Here is a 20,905-nt window from a genome sequence, read left to right on the forward strand (position 1 = left end):
TCACGGCGTTCCCGTGGGTGACGTCGGCTGTAGTCGGGCCCCAGGCCCGGGGCGTCACTATCACGAGCCGCCTCGCCTCATTTTTAGAACCTATGCATTTTAGCGATTGCTTACATTTCTCTTAGATATCCCGGGCGTATCACCTGGGCATTGCAAACCTTGGCGGCGGACGATGTTCACATTGAGAGGCTTCTGGTCTTCGAAGCGCGGCAACTTTGCCATGGCGACCGCCATAGCGATGCTGCCGATAATGGTTGTGGTGGCCGGCGCGATCGATCTGACGGGCACGAGTGACGACGCCGCGCAATTGCAGAACTCGCTGGACGCGGCTGGACTTGCCGTCGGCACGAAGTACCTGCCCAGTATGGCCGCGAGTGATGTAGAGGCACTTGGGTTGACATTCTTTTCTGCCAATTTGAGCCTCGCCGACCAGCAGGAATATGCAGACAGCGTCTCGGCTTTTTCGGCAACCGCCAGCGGCGACCCGAGCGCCTATTACATCTCGCTTTCGTCCAGCATCAACCGTCCGAGCTTCATCAATGGCGCGGCCCCATGGCCAGCTCACCGCTCGGCCACGGTCAAGATGAATCCCGGTGCGCAGGCCTGCGTTCTGGCGCTCGATCCACATGCGTCGGCCGCAATAAGCCTGCAGGGCTCGACCGATGTCTCCATGAGCAGTTGCGTCATCGCGGCAAACTCGGATGCGTCCGATGCTGTCAGCAGGGGCGGTTCCGCGCAGATTTCGGCGGGCTGCGTCTCAACTGTCGGCGGCACTTACGGGCTTTCGCCGCCAAGCGCCAATCTCACCTGCGGAGCCCCACTCGAACATCAATATGCATCTTTCGATCCTCTGGGGGACGTCGTTCCTCCCCCTTACACATTGTGCCTGCCGATCCCGAACGGCAGAACCTATACGCTGTCGCCTGGAACCTATTGCGACAAGACGTTGTCGGGAAACATCACGCTCAATCCGGGCGTCTACATCTTCCGTGGCGTCACCCTAAAACCCGGCGGCAACGGCAGCCTGACCGGTCAGGGCGTGACCTTATTCCTCGTGGAGGGCTCACAGATCACTATAAATGCCAATGAACAGGTGAATCTATCACCACCCACCAGCGGTCCCTACGCCGGCATCACCATTTTCGAGAACCGCGGCAACACCTCGGCCCTGACGCTGAATGGCGGTGCAAATTCCGCGATCAGCGGGTTCGTCTATGCGCCGGACGCGGCGATATCCTTTGCCGGCAACTCAGATATGAGCGGTCAGGGCGACTGTCTGAGACTTGTTGGCTCGACCGTGCAGATGACCGGAAACTCATCCATCAAAACCGACTGCACGGCCGTGTTTGGAAATCGCGAGATGTATGCCAGCCGCCTCATCACGCTTGTGAAATGAGCGACTAACCCGCATTTCCATCTCAGATCTTACCGCCCTGCCCGGCAAAAGCCATGATCGCCACTATGTCAGTTGGGCATGACAATCGCGAAAACTGCAAACTCGCCAATCCCGAATCCGAACAGGCGCACGTTGCTCAAGGTCGCCGGCCTTGCAGCCATTGCCGCGCTTTCCGCCTGCAGCACCGTCTCTGTACCGACGGGCGAAGGCGCAGGCGTCTCTTCCTCCGCCACGGCTACTCTGTCGGGCTTGCGCGCCTCAGCCGGGCTCGGCCCGCTGGCGCCGGACGCCCAGCTCGAACAGGCGGCGCTGCAACAGGCCGGCTATATGGCAGCGCGCGAGCGCATGAGCCACACCACGGGCTGGGGCAAGGATTTCGCATCGCGCATGAAGGACAATGGCGTGCGGGGCGCCGCGGCCGAGAACATCGCCGAAGGCCGCTTCGACCAGCAAAAACTGTTCGACATCTGGATGCATTCGCAGGGCCACCGGCGCAACATACTCGATCAGGATTTCAGCCGCTTCGGCCTCGCCTATGTCCGCGACGGGCGTGATCCCAACCTGCGCTATTGGTCGCTGGTGCTCGGCAGGTAGCGTCTTGCTGGGGCCGTTTCGGCTATTCGCCAGCACCAACCGGCACGCCAATCCCAATCCATATTGACGGCAGGCGGACCGCCCGCCGCCGGCTCAGTCCATATGTGCCGCAGGTGCGCCGCCGCCGGCCGGACCAGCCTTTGGCTTGCGCAGCAGGAAGACGAACGGAATGGCGGCCAGCGTCATCACCATCAGTATTTTGAAGTCGTTGACGTAGGAGATCATCATCGCCTGGAGATTGACCATGCGATCGACCTCCGACAGCGCCATCGGATCGCCGCCCGCGGCCGCCGGCGAGACGGCCCAGAGATTGGGATTGAACGGGTTGATGAAGGCCGAAAGCTCGGCGTGGTTGATTTGCGTGTTGCGCACCAAGAGCACCGTCACGACCGAGACGCCTATCGATGAGCCGAGATTGCGCACCAGGCTGAAGAGCGCGGTTGCGTCGGTGCGGTAGCGTGCGTCAAGCGTGGCGAAGGCGACCGTCGACAGCGGCACGAACACCATTCCCATGCCCAGGCCCTGGATCACGCCGGAGCTGATGATCAGCCAGTTATCCATCTGCGGGGTGAAGCTCGCCATGGTGTAGAGCGACTGCGCGGTCAGCAGAAAACCGATGACGACGAGAATCCTGGCGTCGATCTTTCCCATGATCCGCCCGACGACGAGCATCGAGATCATCGTGCCGATACCACGCGGACCGATGACGATGCCGATGGTGATGGTCGGATAGCCGAAGATGGTCGACAGCATCGGTGGCAGCAGCGACATCGAGGCCAGGATGAGCACACCCATGACGAAGATGAACGCCAGCCCGGTCACGAAATTCTGGTCGAGAAAAATCTTCGGATCGATGAAAGGATGCTCCGCGCTCATCGTGTGAATGATGAACACCCAGAAGCCGGTGATGGCCAAGCCGAGTTCGATCCATATCTCGACCGAGGAAAACCAGTCCACTTCGCCGCCGCGATCCAGCATCAGCTGCAGCGCGCCGACGCCGAGCGATATCATGGCAAAGCCGAAGAAGTCGAAGCTGCGCACCCGCCGGGCAACGGCCGGCAGATAGGCCGCCATGCCGAGGAAGGCGACGATGCCGACCGGCAGATTTATGAAGAACACCCAGCGCCAGTTGAAATTCTCGGTCAGCCAGCCGCCCAGCGTCGGCCCCAGGATCGGTCCCAGCATGATGCCGGCGCCCCAGATGGCCATGGCCTGGCCGTGGCGCTCCTTGGGATTGATGTCGAGAAGGAATGTCTGCGACAGCGGCACGATGGCGGCGCCGAACACGCCTTGCAGCAGCCGGAACAGCACAATGGTTTCAAGGCTCCATGCCAGGCCGCACAGCATGGAGAAGATGGTGAAGCCGACCACCGCCGTCAGGAACAATTCCTTGCGGCCGAAGCGGTCGGCGAGCCAGCCGGTGACCGGCGTCATGATGGCGGCGGCGACGATATAGGAGGTCAGCACCCAGTTGATGTTGTCCGGGGAAGCGCCGAGGTCGCCCGTCATGGTCGGCAGGGCGACATTGGCGATGGTGGTGTCGAGCGCCTGCATGATCGTCGCCAGCATGAGCGCAACCGTGATCAGGCCGCGATGCGGCACTTCTCGAAATGGTTCTGGCGTGCTCATGATGCGGAACTTCCAGCCGGTAACAAAAACGTGTACACAGGGGTTTCCGGGCGGCAAAGCCTTCCGTTGAGAGACCTTCATCGCGGTGGGACGCGGTTATCGATGTGGGGGTTACATCGACCGAAAGTCTCTGATGAGCGGATGCCTGCCGCCCGGAAACATGAGGACCGAAGGGTCCGTGTCGAAGATTTCAGATTTCAGCCGGGCCGCGACGCGGCTTGAACCAAACGCTGATCCTTCTCACTCCTCCCCTCAGACCAATCCTTGGCTGTCCGCTGCCACCTGCCAGGCGCCGCGGACTTCCGCCGACTTACTGCACGACCTCGCCAGCCGTGGCGTGGCCGAATATGGCGGGAAAGCCGCGGGCAACGCCGGTATCGACGGTGACCGAGGCGCTCATGCCGGTCCGCAGCGCCATCTTGGCGTCGGGATCGGTCAGTTCCAGTCGCACCGGGATGCGTTGCGTGACCTTGACCCAGTTGCCGGTGGCGTTCTGGGCGGGCAGCAGCGAGAATTCTGCGCCCGTTCCCGCACCGATCGCCTTGACCGTCGCCTCGAAGGTCTTGCCCGGATAGGTATCGACGACGATCTCAGCCTTCTGGCCCGGCTTCATGTTGGTGAGCTGGGTTTCCTTGAAATTGGCATCGATCCAGGTGTCGTCGGTCTCGACCAGCGAAAACAGCGGCGTGCCGGAGCCGACGAACTGGCCGACCTTGAAGGACGAGGCCTGGGAGATGACGCCATCCGCGGGCGCCTTCACCGTGGTCCGCGCCAGGTCGTAGGCGGCCTTGTCGCGCGCGGCGAGCGCGGCCATCACGGTCGGATGCTTGTCGGTTTCGATATCGGGATTACCGCCGAGCGCGGCCTTGGCGCTGATGATGCCCTGCTGGGCGACGGCGACCTGCTGCTTTGCCTTGTCGAGATCGTTGCGGGCCTCGTCCAGAGACGATTTGGCGTTGATGCCCTTCTGCGCGAGATCGGCGGCGCGGTCATACTGCGACTGGGCATAGTCGACCTCGCTGCTGGCGGACTTCTCCTGCGCCATCGACTGGCTGTAGGCGGCGCGCAGCTGCTCGACATTGAGGCGCGCGGCGGCAACCGCGGCGTCGGCCTGGGCAAGCGCGATCCGGTAAGGCTCGGGATCGATGGTGAACAGAAGGTCGCCCTGCTTGACCATCTGATGGTCTGTTATGGCAACCTGGACGATGCGGCCGGCCGTGTCGGAGGCGATCGACACCTTGGCCTGCTGCAGATTGGCGTTCTCCGTCTCCTGATAGCGGCCGCCGGTCACCCAGACATAGCCGCCACCGATAACCAGCGCCGCCGGCAAGACAAGCATCAGGAAGAAGCGGCCCATGCGGCGCTTCTTCTTCGGCGCCGGGACCGGCTGCACGGGAGGAGCGACCGCGACAGGAGCGGCGGCCGGCTGGGCCGGCGCTTCCATCTCCACCTTGGCGGCGTTTTCGTCGACTTTGGCTACCGCGTTCATGCTGCTGCGCCTTTCGTAGGCTCGACTTTTTCCGAGGTATCGCCGTCGGCGAGATTCTGCGCCATCGCATCGAGCGCCCTGATCAGGACGCGACGGTCCTCCGGCGAAACGCCGACGAGCGATTCCTCATAGACTTCGCCGGCCAGGCTCTTGACCTCCGCATAGGCGGCGCTCGCCTTGGCCGTCGGGAAGATCATGCGCACGCGGCGGTCGGCAGCGTCGGCGCGGCGCTCGATCCAGCCGCCCTCCTCCATCCGGTCGACGAGGCGCGAGACACTGATCGGCTCGATTTCGAGCAATTCCGCGAGCCGGGCCTGGGTGACGCCCTCCTCCTTTGCGACACGCACCATCAGGCGCCATTGCGCCGACGACAGGCCGAGCCCGCTGGCGCGCGTCTCGAAACGCTTGCGCATCAGGCGCTGCACGTCGTGGATCAAAAATCCCAATCTGTCGATGCCATCAGAAACCATGAGCGATATATATAATAAGCGTGCTCACTATTCAAGCACCGTGTCGTTCAGAAGCCGGCAAATGTGCATGCCCACACCGACCGTCGACGATTGGTCGACGCCTCAGCAACCGATGCGCGGCAGCCGGGCAGTGAGAGTCGCCGTTTTGGGCGCTGCAGCCGCTGGTCGCGTATGACATATTCATGTACAGCGCAGGTCAGGATCGGGGGATCGACGCCATGCCGACGCTTTACGCGCTCAAGCCGGCTTTCCAGGGAAGACTGCGGCCGCTGGTCAGCCAGCTGGCGGCGAACGGCGTCACCGCAAACAGCATCACCATCCTGGCGGCCCTGATGTCGATCGTGGCTGGAGCGGCCATCGCGATCCTGCACGAATGGCGCTGGCTGCTGCTACTCATTCCCGTGGTGCTGTTCGTGCGCATGGCGCTCAATGCGGTGGATGGCATGCTGGCACGCGAACATGGCCAGGCTTCGACGCTCGGCATGTATCTGAACGAGATTTGCGATGTCGTTTCGGACCTGGCACTCACCCTGCCTTTCGCGGTCTTTCCGCTGTTCAGCGCATGGGGCGTCATCGCCTTCGCCATCGCCGCGGTGCTGGCCGAGTTCGCCGGCGTGCTCGGCATCGCCGCCGGGATCGGGCGCAACTATGCCGGTCCGTTCGGCAAGAGCGACAGGGCGCTGGCACTGAGCGTGGTGGCGGTCCTGTGCGCTGCCGGGCTGTGGCCGGTATCCATCGCGCCTTTTGTGTTTCCGGCCATGGCAACGCTTTCGCTGCTGACCGCCATAAACCGGATACGCGCCGGTCTTATTGGCAGCGCCAGCTGAGCACCGGGCTCGCCATGCCGCCAGAGGGGAAGACGATGATGCACGGACCAATTGCAGCGGTTGCGGAAAGCCCTGGGCGGCAGGCACAAGAACGTGTCTTCCACAGCCATGACGGAACGGAAATCTTTTACCGGTTCTGGCCGGCGGCCTCCGCTGATGCCGAGGGCGCTGTGGTGCTCTTCCATCGCGGCCATGAGCATGGCGGCCGCATGGCCCATCTCGTCGACGAACTGCAGATGCCGGATCATGCCTTCTATGCCTGGGATGCCCGCGGCAATGGCCGTTCGTCCGGTGAACGCGGCTATGCCCCGTCCTTCTCGGCGCTGGTGCGCGACATCGACTGCTTCATGCGCGAGATCGCCGCCAAGGATGGCTTCGCAACGCAGGACATCGCGCTGATCGCGCAGTCCTTCGGCGCCGTGCTTGCCGCCGCCTGGGTGCACGACTATGCGCCGAAACTGCGCGCCATGGTGCTGGCCTCGCCGGCCTTTTCGGTCAAGCTCTACGTGCCCTTCGCCAAGGAGGGCATCGCGCTCTGGCAGAAGCTCAAGGGCCGTTTTTTCGTCAACTCCTACGTCAAGGCGAAATTCCTGACCCACGATCCCGTGCGCATCGCTACCTTCGAGAGCGACCCGCTGATCACGCGGCCGATCGCCTCCAACATCCTGGTCGAACTCTACCAGCACGCCGCTCGCATCGTTTCGGACGCCCGCGCCATGACCGTGCCGACGCAACTTCTGCTTTCGGGAAGCGACTGGGTGGTGCGCCACGCCCCGCAGCACGAATTCTTCGTCAATCTCGGCAGCCGGACCAAGGAACGCCACGTGTTGCCGGGCTTCTTCCACGACACGCTGGGCGAGCGCGACCGGGCACAGGCCCTCGACCTGATCCGGCCGTTCCTGACCAGGCAGTTCACGACGCCGGACGCGCCCGTTGACCTCAAGCAGGCGGATATTGCCGGATACACGCGCGATGAGGCCGACCGGCTTGCCTCGCCACTGGATCTGTTGTCGCCCAGGGGCCTTTATTGGGCATTCAGCCGCGCCTCCATCCGCATGGGCGCCTGGGCTTCGTCGGGCATGAAGGCCGGTGTCACCACCGGCTTCGATTCCGGCTCGACGCTGGACTATGTCTAAGAAAACGAGGCACGAGGGCTGACGCCGCTTGGCCGCTTCGTGGACCGCATCTTCCTGGAGGCCATAGGCTGGCGCGGCATCCGCCAGCGCAAGCTGCATGTGGAAGAACTGATCGGCACCGCGCTATCGACACTCAAGGCCGCCGGCCGCGCCGCCCACATTCTCGACATCGCCGCCGGCCACGGTCGCTATGTTCTCGATGCGATCGTCAAGAGCCCCGATCAGCCGGCAAGCGTGCGCCTGCAGGATTATTCCGACCTCAATGTCGGGCTTGGCCGCAAGCTGATCGCCGAGCGGCAATTGCCGGCCAGCGTCTCGTTCCGGCGCGCCGACGCTTTCGATGCCGACATGCTCGCCGCTATCGATCCGGCGCCGGACCTCGCCATCGTTTCCGGCCTCTACGAACTGTTCTCGGACAATGCGATGATCGCCCGCTCGCTTGGCGGACTGGCCCGCGCCATGCAGCCGGGCAGTCTGCTCATCTACACCAACCAGCCCTGGCATCCGCAGCTCGAGATGATCGCGCGCAGCCTGACGTCCCATCGCGGCGGCCAGGCATGGGTCATGCGCCGGCGCACGCAAGGTGAGATGGACCAGCTCGTCGAAGCCGCCGGTTTCGAGAAGCTCGATCAACGCATCGACCAATGGGGCATCTTCACCGTCTCGGTCGCACGACGCCTGTAGGACCCGCCGAGGCATGCCGACTGACCCTGAAGCTTCGCAATCCGCAGCCATCGTCGCCGCCGAACCCTATGGCCGTGTGATCGTCAGGGCCGCATTGTGGCTGGCGTTCCTGGCGCCGTTCTTCTACCTGACCTATGGCTTGGCCAACTGGCTGGCGTCGCGGCGCGACGACGTCGGCAGCATCGTGTTCTCCTGGGAACACAGCATCCCGTTTCGTCGCCTGGACCATCGTGCCCTACTGGTCGATCAACCTGTTCTACGGCCTGTCGCTGCTGCTTAACGACAACCGGCAAGGGGTCGACCGCCTGGCCGGCCGCTATCTCACAGCGCAACTCGTCGCCGTCACCTGCTTCATCCTGTTCCCGCTGACCGCGACGTTCGTGCGGCCGGAAACGACCGGCCTGCCGGGCTTCATGTTTGCCGTGCTTGGCGGCTTCGACAAACCGTTCAACCAGGCGCCCTCGCTGCACATCGCCCTGCTGGTGATCATCTGGGACCATTGGCGCCACCGCCTCGGTCGCCTTCTCCTGCCGCTCTGGCACGGCTGGTGCTTCCTGATCGGCGCCTCGGTGCTGACGACCTGGCAGCATCATTTCATCGACATCCCGACCGGCGCGCTGCTCGGTTTTTTCGCGCTCTGGCTGTTTCCGCGCAACGGCGAATTGCCGTTTTCAGGTGCCCTGCCGACCAGCGATGCGAAAGCCCGCCGGCTGGCACTGTTCTATGCACTGGGCGCCGTCCTTGCGCTGGCCGCCGCCGCGTTCGGCGCGTTCTTTTCAGCCGTCGCGCTCTTCCTGCTTTGGCCAGCCTTGGCGCTGGCCATCGTCGCGCTTGCCTATGCCGGGGCCGGTTCGAAAGTGTTCCAGAAATCCGCGGATGGCAGCATCACGCTTGCATGCCGCCTCCTGCTCCTGCCGTACCGTCTTGGCGCCAGGACAAACATATGGGCCTGGACGCGAAATCTTGCTCCGCAGGTGGCGGTTGCCGACAGCGTCTTTCTCGGGCGTTTTCCCACCGCAAGCGAGGCCAACGGCTTCGGCACGGTCATCGACCTCGCCGCCGAACTTGAGAGGCCGGCGGGAGCGACTTGCCGCTGGATCGCCTTTCCGATGGTCGACCTGTTGCCGCCGCCGTTGATGGTGCAGCAACAGGCAGCCGGCGCGCTGGAGAAAGCGCGCCGCGACGGCACGGTGCTTGTCTGCTGCGCGCTCGGTTTCCAGCGCAGCGCCAGCGTCGTCGCCGAATGGCTGGTGGTGACCGGCAGAGCCAGGACGCCGGCCCGGGCTCGCGAGATGCTGAGCGCCGCCGGCCGGCCTGTTCATCTTGTCGAGGCAACGGAGCGGGCGGCATCATGACCGGCAATGCCTATCAGCAAAGCACCGATCGCTTCGCCGGCATGCTGATGCGGCAGGCCGCGTGGCCGGCCGCAATCGTTCTGGCCGCAAACATGCTGGCGCCCTTGGCCGCCCGGGCGCGCGGCGCCTTCGAGACCTTGCCCGCCGCCGTGGCGCTGTCGCTCGCTGCCGTCAGCGCGGTTGCCGTGCTGGCGCTGTCGGCGCTGCTGGCATTCGACGCGCTGCTGTTCCGGCTGATGGCCAGCCATGACGACATGTCTTCCGCCGGCGCCGCGGTGGACGACATGCTGGCGCGCATGCGCCTGAAGCTGCTGCCACCTTCCCCACGTTCGCTCGACGAACGCATGGCCGGCACGCGCCGGCTGCTGACCAGCCAACGCATAGCCCTTGGCCTGTTCGTCGCGATGCTTCTGGCGGCCGGATTTTGGGCGCCGCGATGAACAAGCTCTCGCTCACGACCTTCACCCTGCTGCAGACTGTGACCTCCGTCGGCCTCTCGGCGCTGGCCTGGGCGGTAACCGGCGTGCGTCCGATCTGGAATGGCAGTCTGCCGTCGGACAAGCAGCGCATCTATTTCGCCAATCACACGAGCCATGGCGACTTCATCCTTTTGTCGGCGTGCCTCAACGAAAAGGAGCGCGCGATCACCCATGCCGTGGCTGCCGGCGAATATTGGGGAAAATCGCGGCTGCGCCGCTTCATCGCAGAAGACATGCTGTCATCCGTGCTCATCAGCCGGCAATGGACGAAGCCCGAAGAAAACCCGATCGAGATCATGCTGTCGGTTCTCGACCAGGGACACTCGCTGATCCTGTTTCCCGAAGGCACCCGCAACATGACGGATGAGCCGCTGCTGCCTTTCCGCTCCGGGCTCTACAATTTGTCGATGGCACGGCCTCAGGTCGAGCTGATCCCGTGCTGGATCGAGAACATGTCGCGCGTATTGCCCAAGGGCCAGTTCCTGCCGGTCCCGCTTTTGTGCCGCGTCGTCTTCGGCGCGCCGGTGGCGGTGGCCCCCGGCGAAGAGCGGCGCGCCTTTCTCGACCGAGCCCACGCCACGCTTCTGGCGCTCAACCCGCGTCCCGAACGAGACGATTGATGCGCCACGACATCTCGATCCTGATCATCGGCCTGCTGGCGGTGCTGACGACCGCCAGCATCGTGGCCGCTATACTTTCGGCACGGGCGCCGAAACCACTCAGTTCGACTCTGGTCAATCTCACCCAACGCATCAATGCCTGGTGGGTGATGGTCGCGCTGATGACGGTCGCCTTCTTCTTCGGCCGGTACGGCCTGACCATCCTGTTCGCGCTGATTTCCTTCGCCTCGCTGCGCGAATTCGTGACGCTGACGCACACGAGCCGGAGCGACCATTGGGTGCTGCTCGGCATGTTCGGCATCATCATCCCGTTTCAGTACTGGCTGGTCTGGACCGCCTGGTACGGGCTCTTCGTCATCTTCATTCCGGTCTACTGCTTCCTGCTGATGCCGGCCATCACTGCGTTGCATGGCGACACCGAACGCTTTCTCGAGCGGATCGCCGCGCAGCAATGGGCGGTGATGATCTCCGTCTATTGCGTCAGCCATGTTCCAGCACTGCTGACGCTCGACGTGCCGGGCTTCGAAGGCCGCAATTTGCTGCTGATCGCCTTCCTGATCATCGTCGTGCAAGGCAGCGACGTGCTGCAATACATCTTCGGCAAGCTGTTCGGAAAACACCGGTTTTCGCCGACCGTATCGCCGTCGAAAACCTGGGAGGGCCTGATCGGCGGAGTGGTATCGGCGAGCCTGCTCGGCGCTCTGCTGTCGTTCGTGACGCCATTCACGCCCCTGCAGGCGGCGTGTGTCGCCTTCGTCGTCTGTTCGATGGGGTTTCTGGGTGGGCTGGTCGCCTCGGCCATCAAGCGCGACCAGGGTGTCAAGGATTGGGGCCATCTCATCGAAGGCCATGGTGGCATGATGGACCGTACCGACAGCCTGGTCTTCGCTGCCCCGATCTTCTTTCACATCGTGCGCTACTTCTGGACAGTCTGAGACGGCAAGCTCTGAGCCGTCAGAGCCGGTTTCGCACGACCAGCGTGACGACGAAGAAGGCGCCGAGCGAACTGGTGATGATGCCGATCGGCAGTTCCTGCGGCGGCAGCAGGGTTCGCGCCAGAAGATCGCTTGCCAGCAACAGCACCGCCCCGAACAGCGCACAGCTGGCGATCAGCCGCAGATGCAAGGGACCGGCCAGCGGCCGCGACAAATGCGGGATCATAAGCCCGACAAAGCCGATGACGCCGGCGACCGAGACGAGAATTGCCGTCGAAAAGGCGGCAACGAGAAACGTCGTCCTGCACATCCGCGCCACCGGCACGCCAAGGCTTTCGGCGGCACTTTCACCCGCCAGGAAGGCGTCCAGCCTGCGATGGTTCCACAGCCCGTAGGCCGCGATCGTGCCGGCGCCCAATGCGCCCAGCCAGACATTGTCCCAGCGCGCCAGCCCGAGCCCACCCATCGTCCAGAACAGCACCGAATGGGCGGCGCGCTGGTCGCCGGCAAAAACCAGATAGTTGGTCAAGGCCGTGAACAGGAAGGAAACGGCAAGGCCGGCGAGGATCAGCCGTTCCGGCCCCTGACCCCGCACCCGCGCGACCAGCAGCAGGACGATGCAGGCGGCCAGTATGCCGCCGGTGAAGGCCGCGACCGGCAAGGTCCAGATGCCAAAACTGTCACCAAAGACGGTTATGACGGAAACAGCACCGGCCGCCGCCCCCGACGACAGGCCGAACAGGAAGGGATCGGCAAGATCGTTGCGGGTCACCGTCTGCAGCAAGGCGCCTGTTATGCCGAGGCCGCCGCCGACACAGACCGCCAGGATCGTGCGCGGCAGCCTGAGATCGACGACGATCTTGCCGACCGGGCCAGACACCTGGTGCTCGTTCAATCCGACGGCATGGCCAAGCGAGGCGATGACGTCGGTCAGCGGGATCAGTGTCGAACCATAGGCGATCGACAGCAGCACGAGGGCGACGACCGCTACCGTGCCCGCCACTATCGCCAGCGCGAACGCCTTGTGCCCTGAAAGCGCTCCGGATTTATGCCCAGGGGCAAGAAGCATCAGAACGCTTCCGGATGCATCGCCTTGGCGATCTTGCCGATCGCCTCGATGTTTGCCGGGCCGGGCGTCAGTTCGGCATAGCGGAGCGCCACGAAGCGCTCGTTCTTGACCGCGTCCGTCTCCTTCATCGCCGGGTGCGCCTTGAGGAAGTCGAGCAGTTTCTTGTAGCCGCCGCCATCCTGGTAATCGAGCAGGATGAGGAATTGCGGATTGCGCGACGCCACGGTTTCCCAATCCGTGTTGCCCCAGCTGGTGTCCATGTCGGCCATGATGTTGTCGCCGCCCGCCGCCGTGATCATGGCGCTCGGAATGGCGAATTTTCCGGCGGTGAACGGCTTGTCCTCACCTGAATCATAAAGGAACACCCGCGTCCCCTTTGCGCCGCCGACCTTGGCAGTGATATCAGCGAGCTGCGCCTTCCAGCCGGCAACAAGTTTTTTGGCTTCGGCAAGGCGATCGCCTGTGGCCACCGACAGGCTGACGGCGTGGACCAGGTCGCGGCCATTCGCCGTCGCGCAGAGTTCGCGGGCTTCGAGAAGCGGCGTTGTCATCGGCTGTTGCCCTCAAACTTGGCCGGTCCGGGAATACGAGCCAGCGTCTTGCCCGCCAGCCGCGGCGGACGCTGTCCGGAATTGCACCAGCCGTCGGCGAGCGAGGCGTAAAGCCTGGCAAATCGCACGAGATCGCCGGCGTCGGCCTCGGCGTCGATGGAGCCGAAGAGATAGGAAGCCTTGCCTGGCGCCTGGAAGGCCACGGTCAGCGGCCGCGCACAGCCCGCCATGCATTCGACGCCTTCGATCGTGAAGCCATGCGCCACAGTGGGTTCCTGGCAGGCCGCGAGCCGGGAGCGCAGATCGGCACACAGGCTTTCGCCCGACCTGATGCCGGTCGGGATGTCACGGCAAAGCGTGCACACGATGATGCGATGATCGATGGCGCCGTCCAACTTTCCGTCACTTTCCAAAACTAGCGACGGAAGGATGCTGGCGAGCCGGACGACAAGACCGACGTCCACGTCTCCTCCCGGCACACCCCGTCCGGTCAACTCGGTGATGGCAGGTCTCCTGGCTCGCGGGTCTCAGCGCAATCCTGCCTTCCCAGCCTTGCCGGCCAGTGGCACGTCGGATCTTGCTCACCGCTTACAGTTGCGGGGGCAGCCACGGTCTCGACCTCTGCGGGTCTCACCGTGTTCCCTTTTCACCCCTTGCCTTTCGGCGCGGGGACCATCACGCACCCACCGTAGATTTCCATCGATCGCATCGCAATGGGTTTTTTGCGATGTCGCTGCGCTTCGTAGAATATGTAATAACATTACGTTGAAGCGATATTTCTCGACGATGTCAACCCCTGTCCTCGCGCAATAAATCTTCGGCGGTACCTCGGTTTTCAGCCGCCCGAGCGGTCACCAGGCAGGAGGCATGACACCTGGCCGCGGTCGCCGAGGGAAACCGGCGCTACAGCTTTCTAAAAAAGCCTGACAGAATATTTGGACCCGCTTCGCCTGGCCGCAGTCTGATCCCGTCTTCAAAGCAATTCAGCGTCACGCATTCGAAGCCGTAGTGCGCGAGAAGCGCCACCAGCGAGTCACGGTCGAAATGGTGCAGGTGCTCGTTGGGCAGACGCATGCGCCACGTCCGGAACCATGCATCGCCATCGGCGCCGAGTTCACGCCAGCGGCAGTAAGGGACGGCGATGGCCAGGTGGCGGGTCTGAAGGCGGGCGAGGAAACCCAGATCCGGAATGTGCTCGAGCACGTCGAACATGGCGACGAGATCCCACGAGCCGGCGAGCGCCTCGTCCCAATCGACAAAGCGGACGCCCTCGGGCAGCGGAAATTTGGTGATGTCGCAGCCGGCACAGTCGGCAACCCCGGTAATCTTGGCGGCCTCAATGAAGGTGCCGGTGCCATAGCCAATCTCCAACACGGACCGCGGTATCTCACCGGTGATCCCCAGCACCCAGCCAAGCCGCTGATAGCCGAGCTTGATGGTCCGGTCGCTCAGATCCTCGTAATAGGAAATGTATTGCTTGTCGTATGTGATCGGCGTGGCGTCGATCTGGTGGATCACGCCGAAGCGGTCGAGGTTGTAGTTGTCTAGCATTCGCGGCGCCCCCGGGATTTCGAATGCTTATATGGCGGAGTTGAACGCAAGGTAAGCGGTTGGGGCGGGATGCCAAATCCTGGCAGGAGCGCGACCAGAACTAAATGTCACATTTGGGTCGACTGCCAACCGCCACTGCCAGGCTATGCAACGCGAAAAGCTGACACGCGACCTCCCGATACCAAAGTAAAAGCGTACGCGACCTCACCCTTCAAAACGGATGCACGACCCAACGACGCAGGCTATGTTACCCCGTCGGCAGACGTCATCGAAGGGGAGGACATGACATGCAGGCAATGCCGATAGCGCATCAAGCCGCGCAACCCGCGGTCGGGCCCATATCCTCCTTGACCGGCTATCCGGCCGCCATCCTGTGCTGGCTGCTTTCGGCTGGTGTCTATATCGCGGCCAAATGGGTGGCGCCTGAAATGCCGCCCTGGGGCCTCTGCTTTTGGCGGCTGACGCTTGCCTGCGCCATCCTACTGCCGATTGTGCACCGTCATCACGACGCCATGATTGGGCTTTTGCGAACTCGCGCCTTGGAGGTCGTCGCCGTGGGGGCGATCGGCCTCACCCTATGCCAGGGTATGATCTACCATGGCCTCAACGACACCAACGCCACCACGGCCGGCATCATCATGGCGCTTTCGCCTGTCATGACGATGGTGCTCGCGCGTTTCGTGCTTGGCGAACCGCTCGGACTGTGGAAGTCGCTTGGCGCGCTGGTTGCGCTCGCCGGAATGATTTTCATCGTTGCCCACGGTAACCTGACGGCGCTGCTGCAACTCGAGTTCAACGCCGGCGAGTTGTGGATCGTCGGCAGCGCGTTCTGCTGGGGCCTCTACACCGTGCTTTTGCGCCGTGCCAAATTCGGCATCGAACTCCTGCCGATGGTCGTGCTGCTGCTCGGCGCCGGTGCGCTGGTCGCGTTGCCTTTCCATTTGTGGGAATTGTTCAACGACGCACGCTCCGCCATGGACGTCCACAGCATTCTCGCGCTCGCCTATCTGGCAGGACCCGGCGGCGCCTTGATGTACTATCTCTACAACAAGAGCGTGGAAACACTCGGCGCGAGTCGGGCGAGCATGCTGCTCTACCTGCAGACGGTGTTCGTCGCCATGCTTGCTTATCTGCTGCTCGGCGAGGAATTGCACGATTACGATCTGGTCGGTGCGGCCTTCATTGTCGCCGGCATCATACTCGCCACCGTGGTCAAACCCAGGCCAGCTCAACCACGCGTGGCGTAGAAATCTATAGCCGCGCGAATGACCGAAGTGCGCCATGAAGTTGCCATTCTTCGGCAGGCCCCCCCAAAACGAACAAGGCCCCTTCCGGGGCCTTGCGCATCAAGTTCAGTGCCGGGCTCTCCGGCCCTCACTTCCCCATCAGTTGCTTGGCGTTCTCCGCCGTGATCGCGGTCGTTTCCACCGTCACCGTTGGTTCCACCGAAGTCGCGCAGTCGAGCAGGATCTTCTTCGACATCTCGATCGCTTCCTTGGCGCCCGTCGGATAGGTGAAGGTCGCCGCCCAGTCGCCTTTTGCGACGGCCTCGATGCCGCCGGCCGGTCCGGGCAGGCCGTCGGTGCCGATGATCTTGACGTCCTTGCCAGCTCCCTTGGCGGCAAGCAGCGCGCCGGCCGCCATCATGTCGTTGGAGGCATAGAGCACCTTGATGTCGGGATGCGCCTGCAGCATGGCGGCAAAGGCGGTCTGGGCTTTGTCCGGCACCCAGTCGGCGGCCTGCTCGGCGACGACCTGGATCTTGGCATTCTCCTTGACGCCGTCCTTGAAGCCGTTCAGCCGCTCAACCGCCGGCGTCGAGCTCGGCAAGCCTTCCAGCACCGCCGCCTCGCCGCCATCCGGCAGCAAGGTCTTGGCGGTGTATTTGCCGGCCTCGAGCGCGATCTTGTAATTGTCGCCGCCGATGAAGGCGGTGTAGTCCTTGCCGGGATCGCCGACCGTCTTGCGGTCGAGCTCGATGACCGGGATGCCGGCATCCATGGCGCGTTTCACCGCCGGCGTCAGCGGTGCCGCCTCGAAGGGCGAGATCAGCAGCAGATCGACCTTCTGGGTGATGAAATTGTCGACCTGCGAGGTCTGCGTGTTGACGTTGCCGGCGCCGTCGGCGATCTGCAGCGTGAAGCCCGGCACGGTCTTGGCCGCCGCGGTCAGCTCGTCATTGACGTGCTGACGATAGGGCTCGGCATTGTTGGCCTGCGAAAAGCCGATGATGAACTGGCCGTCCTTGGCGCAGGCCTTGACCATCGGGTCTGCAGCCTGGGCGGATCCCGCAATGCACAGGCCCGCGCCTGCCAGAAGCACGGCGTGAAGCGTGCGCCTCGTTCCTTGTCTTGTGGTCTTCATACTCACTCTCCTCCTCGTCGGGCCGGGGGCCAGACCTTGGTTGACTTCGACTTTGTTGCCGCCTTCCTCCTAACGACCCAAACCCTCGCGGCGGCGAACGAGGGATTGAAGCACTGCCGCCAGCACGATGATCGCGGCGGTCGCGAGTAACTGCATTGCCGGCGTGATGTTGTTGAGCTGCAGGATGTTGGCGAGCGCGCCCAGCATGATGGTGCCGGCCACGGTGCCGACCATCGAGCCGGCGCCGCCAAACAGGCTTGTGCCGCCGATGACCACGGCGGCGATGGCTGTCAGTTCGTAGCCCATGCCGTCATTGGCGCTGCCGAAATTGAACTGGCCGGCGTGCACGATGCCGGCCAGAGCCGAAGCAAAACCGGTGATGGCATAGACCGAGATCTTCACCATCGAAACGGGCACGCCGGAAATGCGCGCCGCGCGCTCGTTGCCGCCAACGGCAAAGACATAGCGGCCGAAGCGCGTCGTGTTGAGCACGATCGTTGCGATCGCGGCAAAGACGATGAAGACGATGGTGGCGACCGGCACGGTGTTGTTGAACAGCCGCTCTCCGAGGATCGCAAACACAGGCGGTGCCAGCCCCGGCCCGTCGCCATAGGAAATGTTGATGTACTGGTTGCCCGAGACGACCAGCGCCAGGCCGCGCGCCGCCTGCAAGCCAGCAAGCGTGACGATGAACGGCTCCAGCCGAAAGCGGGTGGAGATAGTGCCCTGGATGGCGCCGAAGACGATGCCCATGACGAGCACGGCGAGGATGGTGGGAATGAGCCCGAATCCACCCGAGATCATCATCGACGCGGTGACGACGCTGGACAGGCCGAGCACCGCGCCAACCGACAGGTCGATGCCGGCGGTGATGATGACGAAGGTCATGCCAATGGCGATGATGCCGGTTTCCGACACGGCGCGCACGATGTTGGCGATGTTGTCGGGATCGAGGAACAGGATCTGGCCGTGCCGGCGCGGCGAGAAGATGATGCCGCCGATCGCCACCACCACCAGGCCGATCAGGCTCTGGAAGCGCACCACAAGGGCGAGCGGATCGCGATGCTTGGGCGCTGCCGCCGGCACAGCGGGGCTCGCTGTCACCGAAATCTTCTGTTCAGACATCAGGCCTCCCTGCCATTTGCCGCGTCAAGCACCGTGTGCTCGTCGACGCCGCCGATGAATTCCGCCACGTTGCGCCCTTGGCGCAGCACCACGATCCGGTCGCACAGGCCGATGAGCTCCGGCATCTCGCTGGACGCAACCAATATGCCGAGCCCCTGCGCCGCCAACTGCCTCAGCCGCGCGTAGATCTCGCCCTTGGCACCGACATCGACGCCGCGGGTCGGTTCGTCGAGCAGCAGCAGCCGGGGATTGCCGAGAATCTCCTTGGCCAGCACCACCTTCTGCTGGTTGCCGCCGGACAGCGCGCCGACGGCGATGTCGGGATTCTTCGGCCTGATATCGAACTGGCCGAAGGACTGCTTCACCGCATCCGCCTGGCGGCGCTGCGACATCAGGCCGAAGGGCGAGATGCGGCGGATCACCGACATGACCAGGTTGAGGCCCACCGCCATTCTGAGCATCAGCCCGCTGCCGCGCCGATCGTCGGTGACGAAGGCGATGCCGGCCGCGCGGGCCGCCCTGATCGAATCCAGCCTTACAGGCCGGCCATTTATAGCAACCTCGCCTTCCCAACGGCCGGACAGGCCGGTGCCATAGAGCGCGCTGAGCAGTTCGGTGCGCCCTGCCCCCATGATGCCGGCCAACCCGACGATCTCGCCCGCCTTGACGTCGAGCGAGACGCCGCTCGGCGGCTGCCAGCCGGCGCTTTCATGGGCGAGCCTGAAGCTGGCATCACGCAAGCTGAGCAGTGTCTTGCCGGCCTTCGTCGACCGTTCGGGATAAAGCTCATCCAGCGGCCGGCCGACCAGAAGCCGGACCAGTTCGGCCTGCGGCGCGTGCGGCTCGGTGACGCCCGCGACGCGACCGTCGCGCATGACCGTCACCCGGTCGGCGATCTGCGGTACCTCCTCGAGGCGATGCGAGATGTAGACGATGCCGACGCCGCTGGCGGCGAGCTTGCGCATGATGTCGAACAGCCTGTCGACCTCACCTACCGTGAGTGCGGCCGTCGGCTCGTCCATGATCAGCACGCGCGAGGCGTAGGACAGCGCCTTGACGATGGCCACGACCTGGCGCTGGCCGATCGACAGGTTCGCCACCATGCTGGCCGGATCGATGGCCAATTCGATGGCTTCGAGACGCTTGCGCGCCTCGCTGCGCATTGCCGGCACGTCGAGGAAACCACCGGGCCGCATCAACTCGCGGCCAAGGAAAAGGTTGGCGGCGACGTCGAGTGTCGGCACCAGGTCGAGTTCCTGGAAGATGGTGGCGATGCCGGCCGCCTGCGCCTCGCGCGGGTTGTTGAAGGTGATCGGCTTGCCGTCGATGTGGATGGTGCCCTCGTCCGGCGTGTAGACGCCCGACAACAGGTTCATCAGCGTCGATTTACCGGCGCCGTTTTCGCCAAGCAAGGCATGGATCTCGCCCGCCTTGAGGTCGAAGTCGACGCCGCGCAGCGCCTGGACGCCGCCGAAGCGCTTGACCGCACCGGTGACGGAAAGCAGCGGCGCGCTCATGCCGACCTCATGGGGCTGACCTCATGGGGGGCCGGCCTCGCGCAGGACTCCCGCACCTGCAGCGCCGCCCGCAGCCGCACCGCCTGCGGCTCCAGGTCGGTCGATGCAATGCGAGCGCACAGCAGGGCGGCCGCCTGCCGTCCGATCTCGGTGCATGGTTGCGCGACCAGTGTCAGCCGCGGCTCGAAGCAATCGGCCCATTCGAAGTCGTCGAAGCCGGCGAGCGACAGGTCGCCGGGGATAGAGAGCCCCCTCTCGCGGATGGCGCGAACTGCCCCGATGGTCGTCATGTTGTTGCCCGTGACCAATGCGGTGGGCGGCGACGGCAGAGACAGGATCGCATGGGTCGCTGCGGTCGCGCTCGCCGTGTCGACATTCTCCGGCGAGACATAGTGCGGCAGGCATTCAAGTCCATTGGCGACCAGCGAGGCGCGAAAGGCCTCGACGCGTTCGCGGGTCGTCGCCAGACCCGGCTGGCCGGCGATGTAGCCGATGCGCTTGTGGCCGAAGGCGGCGACATGATCGATCAGCGCGCGCATCGATGACTGGTTCTCGACACCGATCTGGTCGAAACGCTCGTCGGCGAAACGATCGATGAGCACGCAGGGCAGCTTCTTCTCGGCCAGGTAATCGATGGCGCGCTGCGGCGCGCCCGACGGCGCCAGGATTACGCCGTCGACGCGACGCTGGTGGAAGGCGCGCACCACCGAAAGCTCGCGGTCGGGGTCCTCCTGCGTGTCGGAGAGGAAGACCATGAGGCCGAGGCGCGCGCATTCGGCCTCCACCGCACAGATGATATCGGTGAAATAAGGGTTGGAAATCGCCGAGATCGCCAGGCCGACGCTGTTGGTCGAGGCGACTTTCAGCGACCGTGCCAGCTCGTTGGGCTGGTAGCCCATCGCGGCGATTGCGTCGTTGATGAGCCGGGCCTTCTCCGGCGAGACGAAGCGGGTGCGGTTGATGACATGCGAGACGGTCGAAACCGATACGCCGGCGCGGCGCGCGACCTCAGCCATTGTCGGCATGGCGACTCAAATGGAGTGCTGGCAAGCGCTCCTCCCTGATGATGCGTTCCAGTCCGCTCTCATTGGCTTTGGCGGATTTCGATGGACCA

General features: G+C 63.9%; 17 protein-coding genes, 3 pseudogenes and 1 riboswitch. Of the genes and pseudogenes, 9 read left to right on the plus strand and 11 right to left on the minus strand.

Features of this window, described 5'->3' with window-relative positions:
• The first annotated feature begins 172 nt into the window (after nucleotides 1-172).
• Both JG747_RS24715 and JG747_RS24720 read left to right on the plus strand, forming a co-directional pair.
• On the plus strand, nucleotides 173-1,396 hold the full coding sequence (locus tag JG747_RS24715) for a TadE/TadG family type IV pilus assembly protein (RefSeq protein ID WP_069091885.1): 1,224 nt from the start codon (nucleotides 173-175) through the stop codon (nucleotides 1,394-1,396).
• Nucleotides 1,397-1,474: 78 nt separating this feature from the next.
• Complete coding sequence (locus tag JG747_RS24720) at nucleotides 1,475-1,990, plus strand: CAP domain-containing protein (RefSeq protein ID WP_019857462.1); 516 nt, start codon at nucleotides 1,475-1,477, stop codon at nucleotides 1,988-1,990.
• A 93-nt stretch (nucleotides 1,991-2,083) separates the two neighbouring features.
• Here JG747_RS24720 and JG747_RS24725 read toward each other — a convergent pair whose 3' ends face one another.
• From JG747_RS24725 to JG747_RS24735, 3 genes are all read right to left on the minus strand, one after another.
• Nucleotides 2,084-3,619, minus strand: a complete 1,536-nt coding sequence (locus JG747_RS24725; protein WP_038646099.1) for a DHA2 family efflux MFS transporter permease subunit — start codon at nucleotides 3,617-3,619, stop codon at nucleotides 2,084-2,086.
• 310 nt (nucleotides 3,620-3,929) lie between these two features.
• Nucleotides 3,930-5,108 (minus strand): HlyD family secretion protein, encoded by a 1,179-nt coding sequence (locus JG747_RS24730; protein ID WP_064984846.1) that lies wholly within the window; start codon nucleotides 5,106-5,108, stop codon nucleotides 3,930-3,932.
• Entirely contained in the window at nucleotides 5,105-5,578 is a 474-nt protein-coding gene (locus tag JG747_RS24735; RefSeq protein WP_019857459.1) for a MarR family winged helix-turn-helix transcriptional regulator, read from the minus strand. Before JG747_RS24735 ends, JG747_RS24730 begins: the two co-directional genes overlap by 4 nt.
• 182 nt (nucleotides 5,579-5,760) lie before the next feature.
• On the opposite strand from JG747_RS24735, the gene JG747_RS24740 reads away from it, so the two are divergent.
• From JG747_RS24740 to JG747_RS24765, 6 genes and pseudogenes are all read left to right on the plus strand, one after another.
• Nucleotides 5,761-6,405, plus strand: coding sequence for a CDP-alcohol phosphatidyltransferase family protein (locus JG747_RS24740; RefSeq protein WP_223217748.1), 645 nt, complete (start codon nucleotides 5,761-5,763; stop codon nucleotides 6,403-6,405).
• A 38-nt stretch (nucleotides 6,406-6,443) separates the two neighbouring features.
• Nucleotides 6,444-8,225, plus strand: a pseudogene (locus JG747_RS24745) (bifunctional alpha/beta hydrolase/class I SAM-dependent methyltransferase).
• A gap of 13 nt (nucleotides 8,226-8,238) precedes the next feature.
• Nucleotides 8,239-9,580, plus strand: a pseudogene (locus JG747_RS24750) (phosphatase PAP2/dual specificity phosphatase family protein).
• On the plus strand, nucleotides 9,577-10,020 hold the full coding sequence (locus JG747_RS24755; protein ID WP_202360243.1) for a hypothetical protein: 444 nt from the start codon (nucleotides 9,577-9,579) through the stop codon (nucleotides 10,018-10,020). Before JG747_RS24750 ends, JG747_RS24755 begins: the two are co-directional and overlap by 4 nt.
• Complete coding sequence (locus JG747_RS24760) at nucleotides 10,017-10,679, plus strand: lysophospholipid acyltransferase family protein (protein WP_202360244.1); 663 nt, start codon at nucleotides 10,017-10,019, stop codon at nucleotides 10,677-10,679. The genes JG747_RS24755 and JG747_RS24760 overlap by 4 nt, the downstream gene beginning before the upstream one ends.
• Nucleotides 10,679-11,614, plus strand: a complete 936-nt coding sequence (locus JG747_RS24765) for a phosphatidate cytidylyltransferase (protein ID WP_019857453.1) — start codon at nucleotides 10,679-10,681, stop codon at nucleotides 11,612-11,614. Before JG747_RS24760 ends, JG747_RS24765 begins: the two co-directional genes overlap by 1 nt.
• Nucleotides 11,615-11,633: 19 nt before the next feature.
• Here JG747_RS24765 and JG747_RS24770 read toward each other — a convergent pair whose 3' ends face one another.
• The 4 genes and pseudogenes from JG747_RS24770 to JG747_RS24790 all read right to left on the minus strand — a co-directional run bounded on the left by JG747_RS24770 (nucleotide 11,634) and on the right by JG747_RS24790 (nucleotide 14,752).
• The gene (locus JG747_RS24770; RefSeq protein ID WP_202360245.1) at nucleotides 11,634-12,683 is read right to left on the minus strand and encodes a FecCD family ABC transporter permease; all 1,050 of its coding nucleotides are present in this window, start codon (nucleotides 12,681-12,683) and stop codon (nucleotides 11,634-11,636) included.
• Nucleotides 12,683-13,129, minus strand: a pseudogene (locus tag JG747_RS24775) (ABC transporter substrate-binding protein); the annotation flags it as partial. The gene JG747_RS24770 and the pseudogene JG747_RS24775, both read right to left, overlap by 1 nt.
• 101 nt (nucleotides 13,130-13,230) lie before the next feature.
• On the minus strand, nucleotides 13,231-13,629 hold the full coding sequence (locus JG747_RS24785) for a DUF1636 family protein (protein WP_038652494.1): 399 nt from the start codon (nucleotides 13,627-13,629) through the stop codon (nucleotides 13,231-13,233).
• Between the two features lie 91 nt (nucleotides 13,630-13,720).
• Nucleotides 13,721-13,926, minus strand: a riboswitch (cobalamin riboswitch).
• Between the two features lie 211 nt (nucleotides 13,927-14,137).
• On the minus strand, nucleotides 14,138-14,752 hold the full coding sequence (locus JG747_RS24790) for a class I SAM-dependent methyltransferase (protein ID WP_240564730.1): 615 nt from the start codon (nucleotides 14,750-14,752) through the stop codon (nucleotides 14,138-14,140).
• Nucleotides 14,753-15,072: 320 nt separating this feature from the next.
• Here JG747_RS24790 and JG747_RS24795 point away from each other — a divergent pair, with 320 nt between their 5' ends.
• Nucleotides 15,073-16,032: a DMT family transporter gene (locus tag JG747_RS24795; RefSeq protein WP_038646060.1), complete on the plus strand. Its 960-nt coding sequence runs from the start codon at nucleotides 15,073-15,075 to the stop codon at nucleotides 16,030-16,032.
• Nucleotides 16,033-16,159: 127 nt separating this feature from the next.
• On the opposite strand, the gene JG747_RS24800 is transcribed toward JG747_RS24795, so the two are convergent.
• The 4 genes from JG747_RS24800 to JG747_RS24815 form a co-directional block, all read right to left on the minus strand.
• Complete coding sequence (locus JG747_RS24800; protein ID WP_038646057.1) at nucleotides 16,160-17,149, minus strand: substrate-binding domain-containing protein; 990 nt, start codon at nucleotides 17,147-17,149, stop codon at nucleotides 16,160-16,162.
• A gap of 69 nt (nucleotides 17,150-17,218) precedes the next feature.
• Nucleotides 17,219-18,274, minus strand: a complete 1,056-nt coding sequence (locus tag JG747_RS24805; protein ID WP_019857445.1) for an ABC transporter permease — start codon at nucleotides 18,272-18,274, stop codon at nucleotides 17,219-17,221.
• Nucleotides 18,274-19,791 (minus strand): sugar ABC transporter ATP-binding protein, encoded by a 1,518-nt coding sequence (locus JG747_RS24810; protein WP_202360246.1) that lies wholly within the window; start codon nucleotides 19,789-19,791, stop codon nucleotides 18,274-18,276. Before JG747_RS24810 ends, JG747_RS24805 begins: the two co-directional genes overlap by 1 nt.
• The gene (locus JG747_RS24815) at nucleotides 19,788-20,816 is read right to left on the minus strand and encodes a LacI family DNA-binding transcriptional regulator (RefSeq protein ID WP_038646046.1); all 1,029 of its coding nucleotides are present in this window, start codon (nucleotides 20,814-20,816) and stop codon (nucleotides 19,788-19,790) included. The genes JG747_RS24810 and JG747_RS24815 overlap by 4 nt, the downstream gene beginning before the upstream one ends.
• Between the last annotated feature and the right edge of the window lie 89 nt (nucleotides 20,817-20,905).

The organism is Mesorhizobium sp. 131-3-5, from assembly GCF_016756575.1.
In the GTDB taxonomy this organism is placed as follows: domain Bacteria; phylum Pseudomonadota; class Alphaproteobacteria; order Rhizobiales; family Rhizobiaceae; genus Mesorhizobium; species Mesorhizobium jarvisii.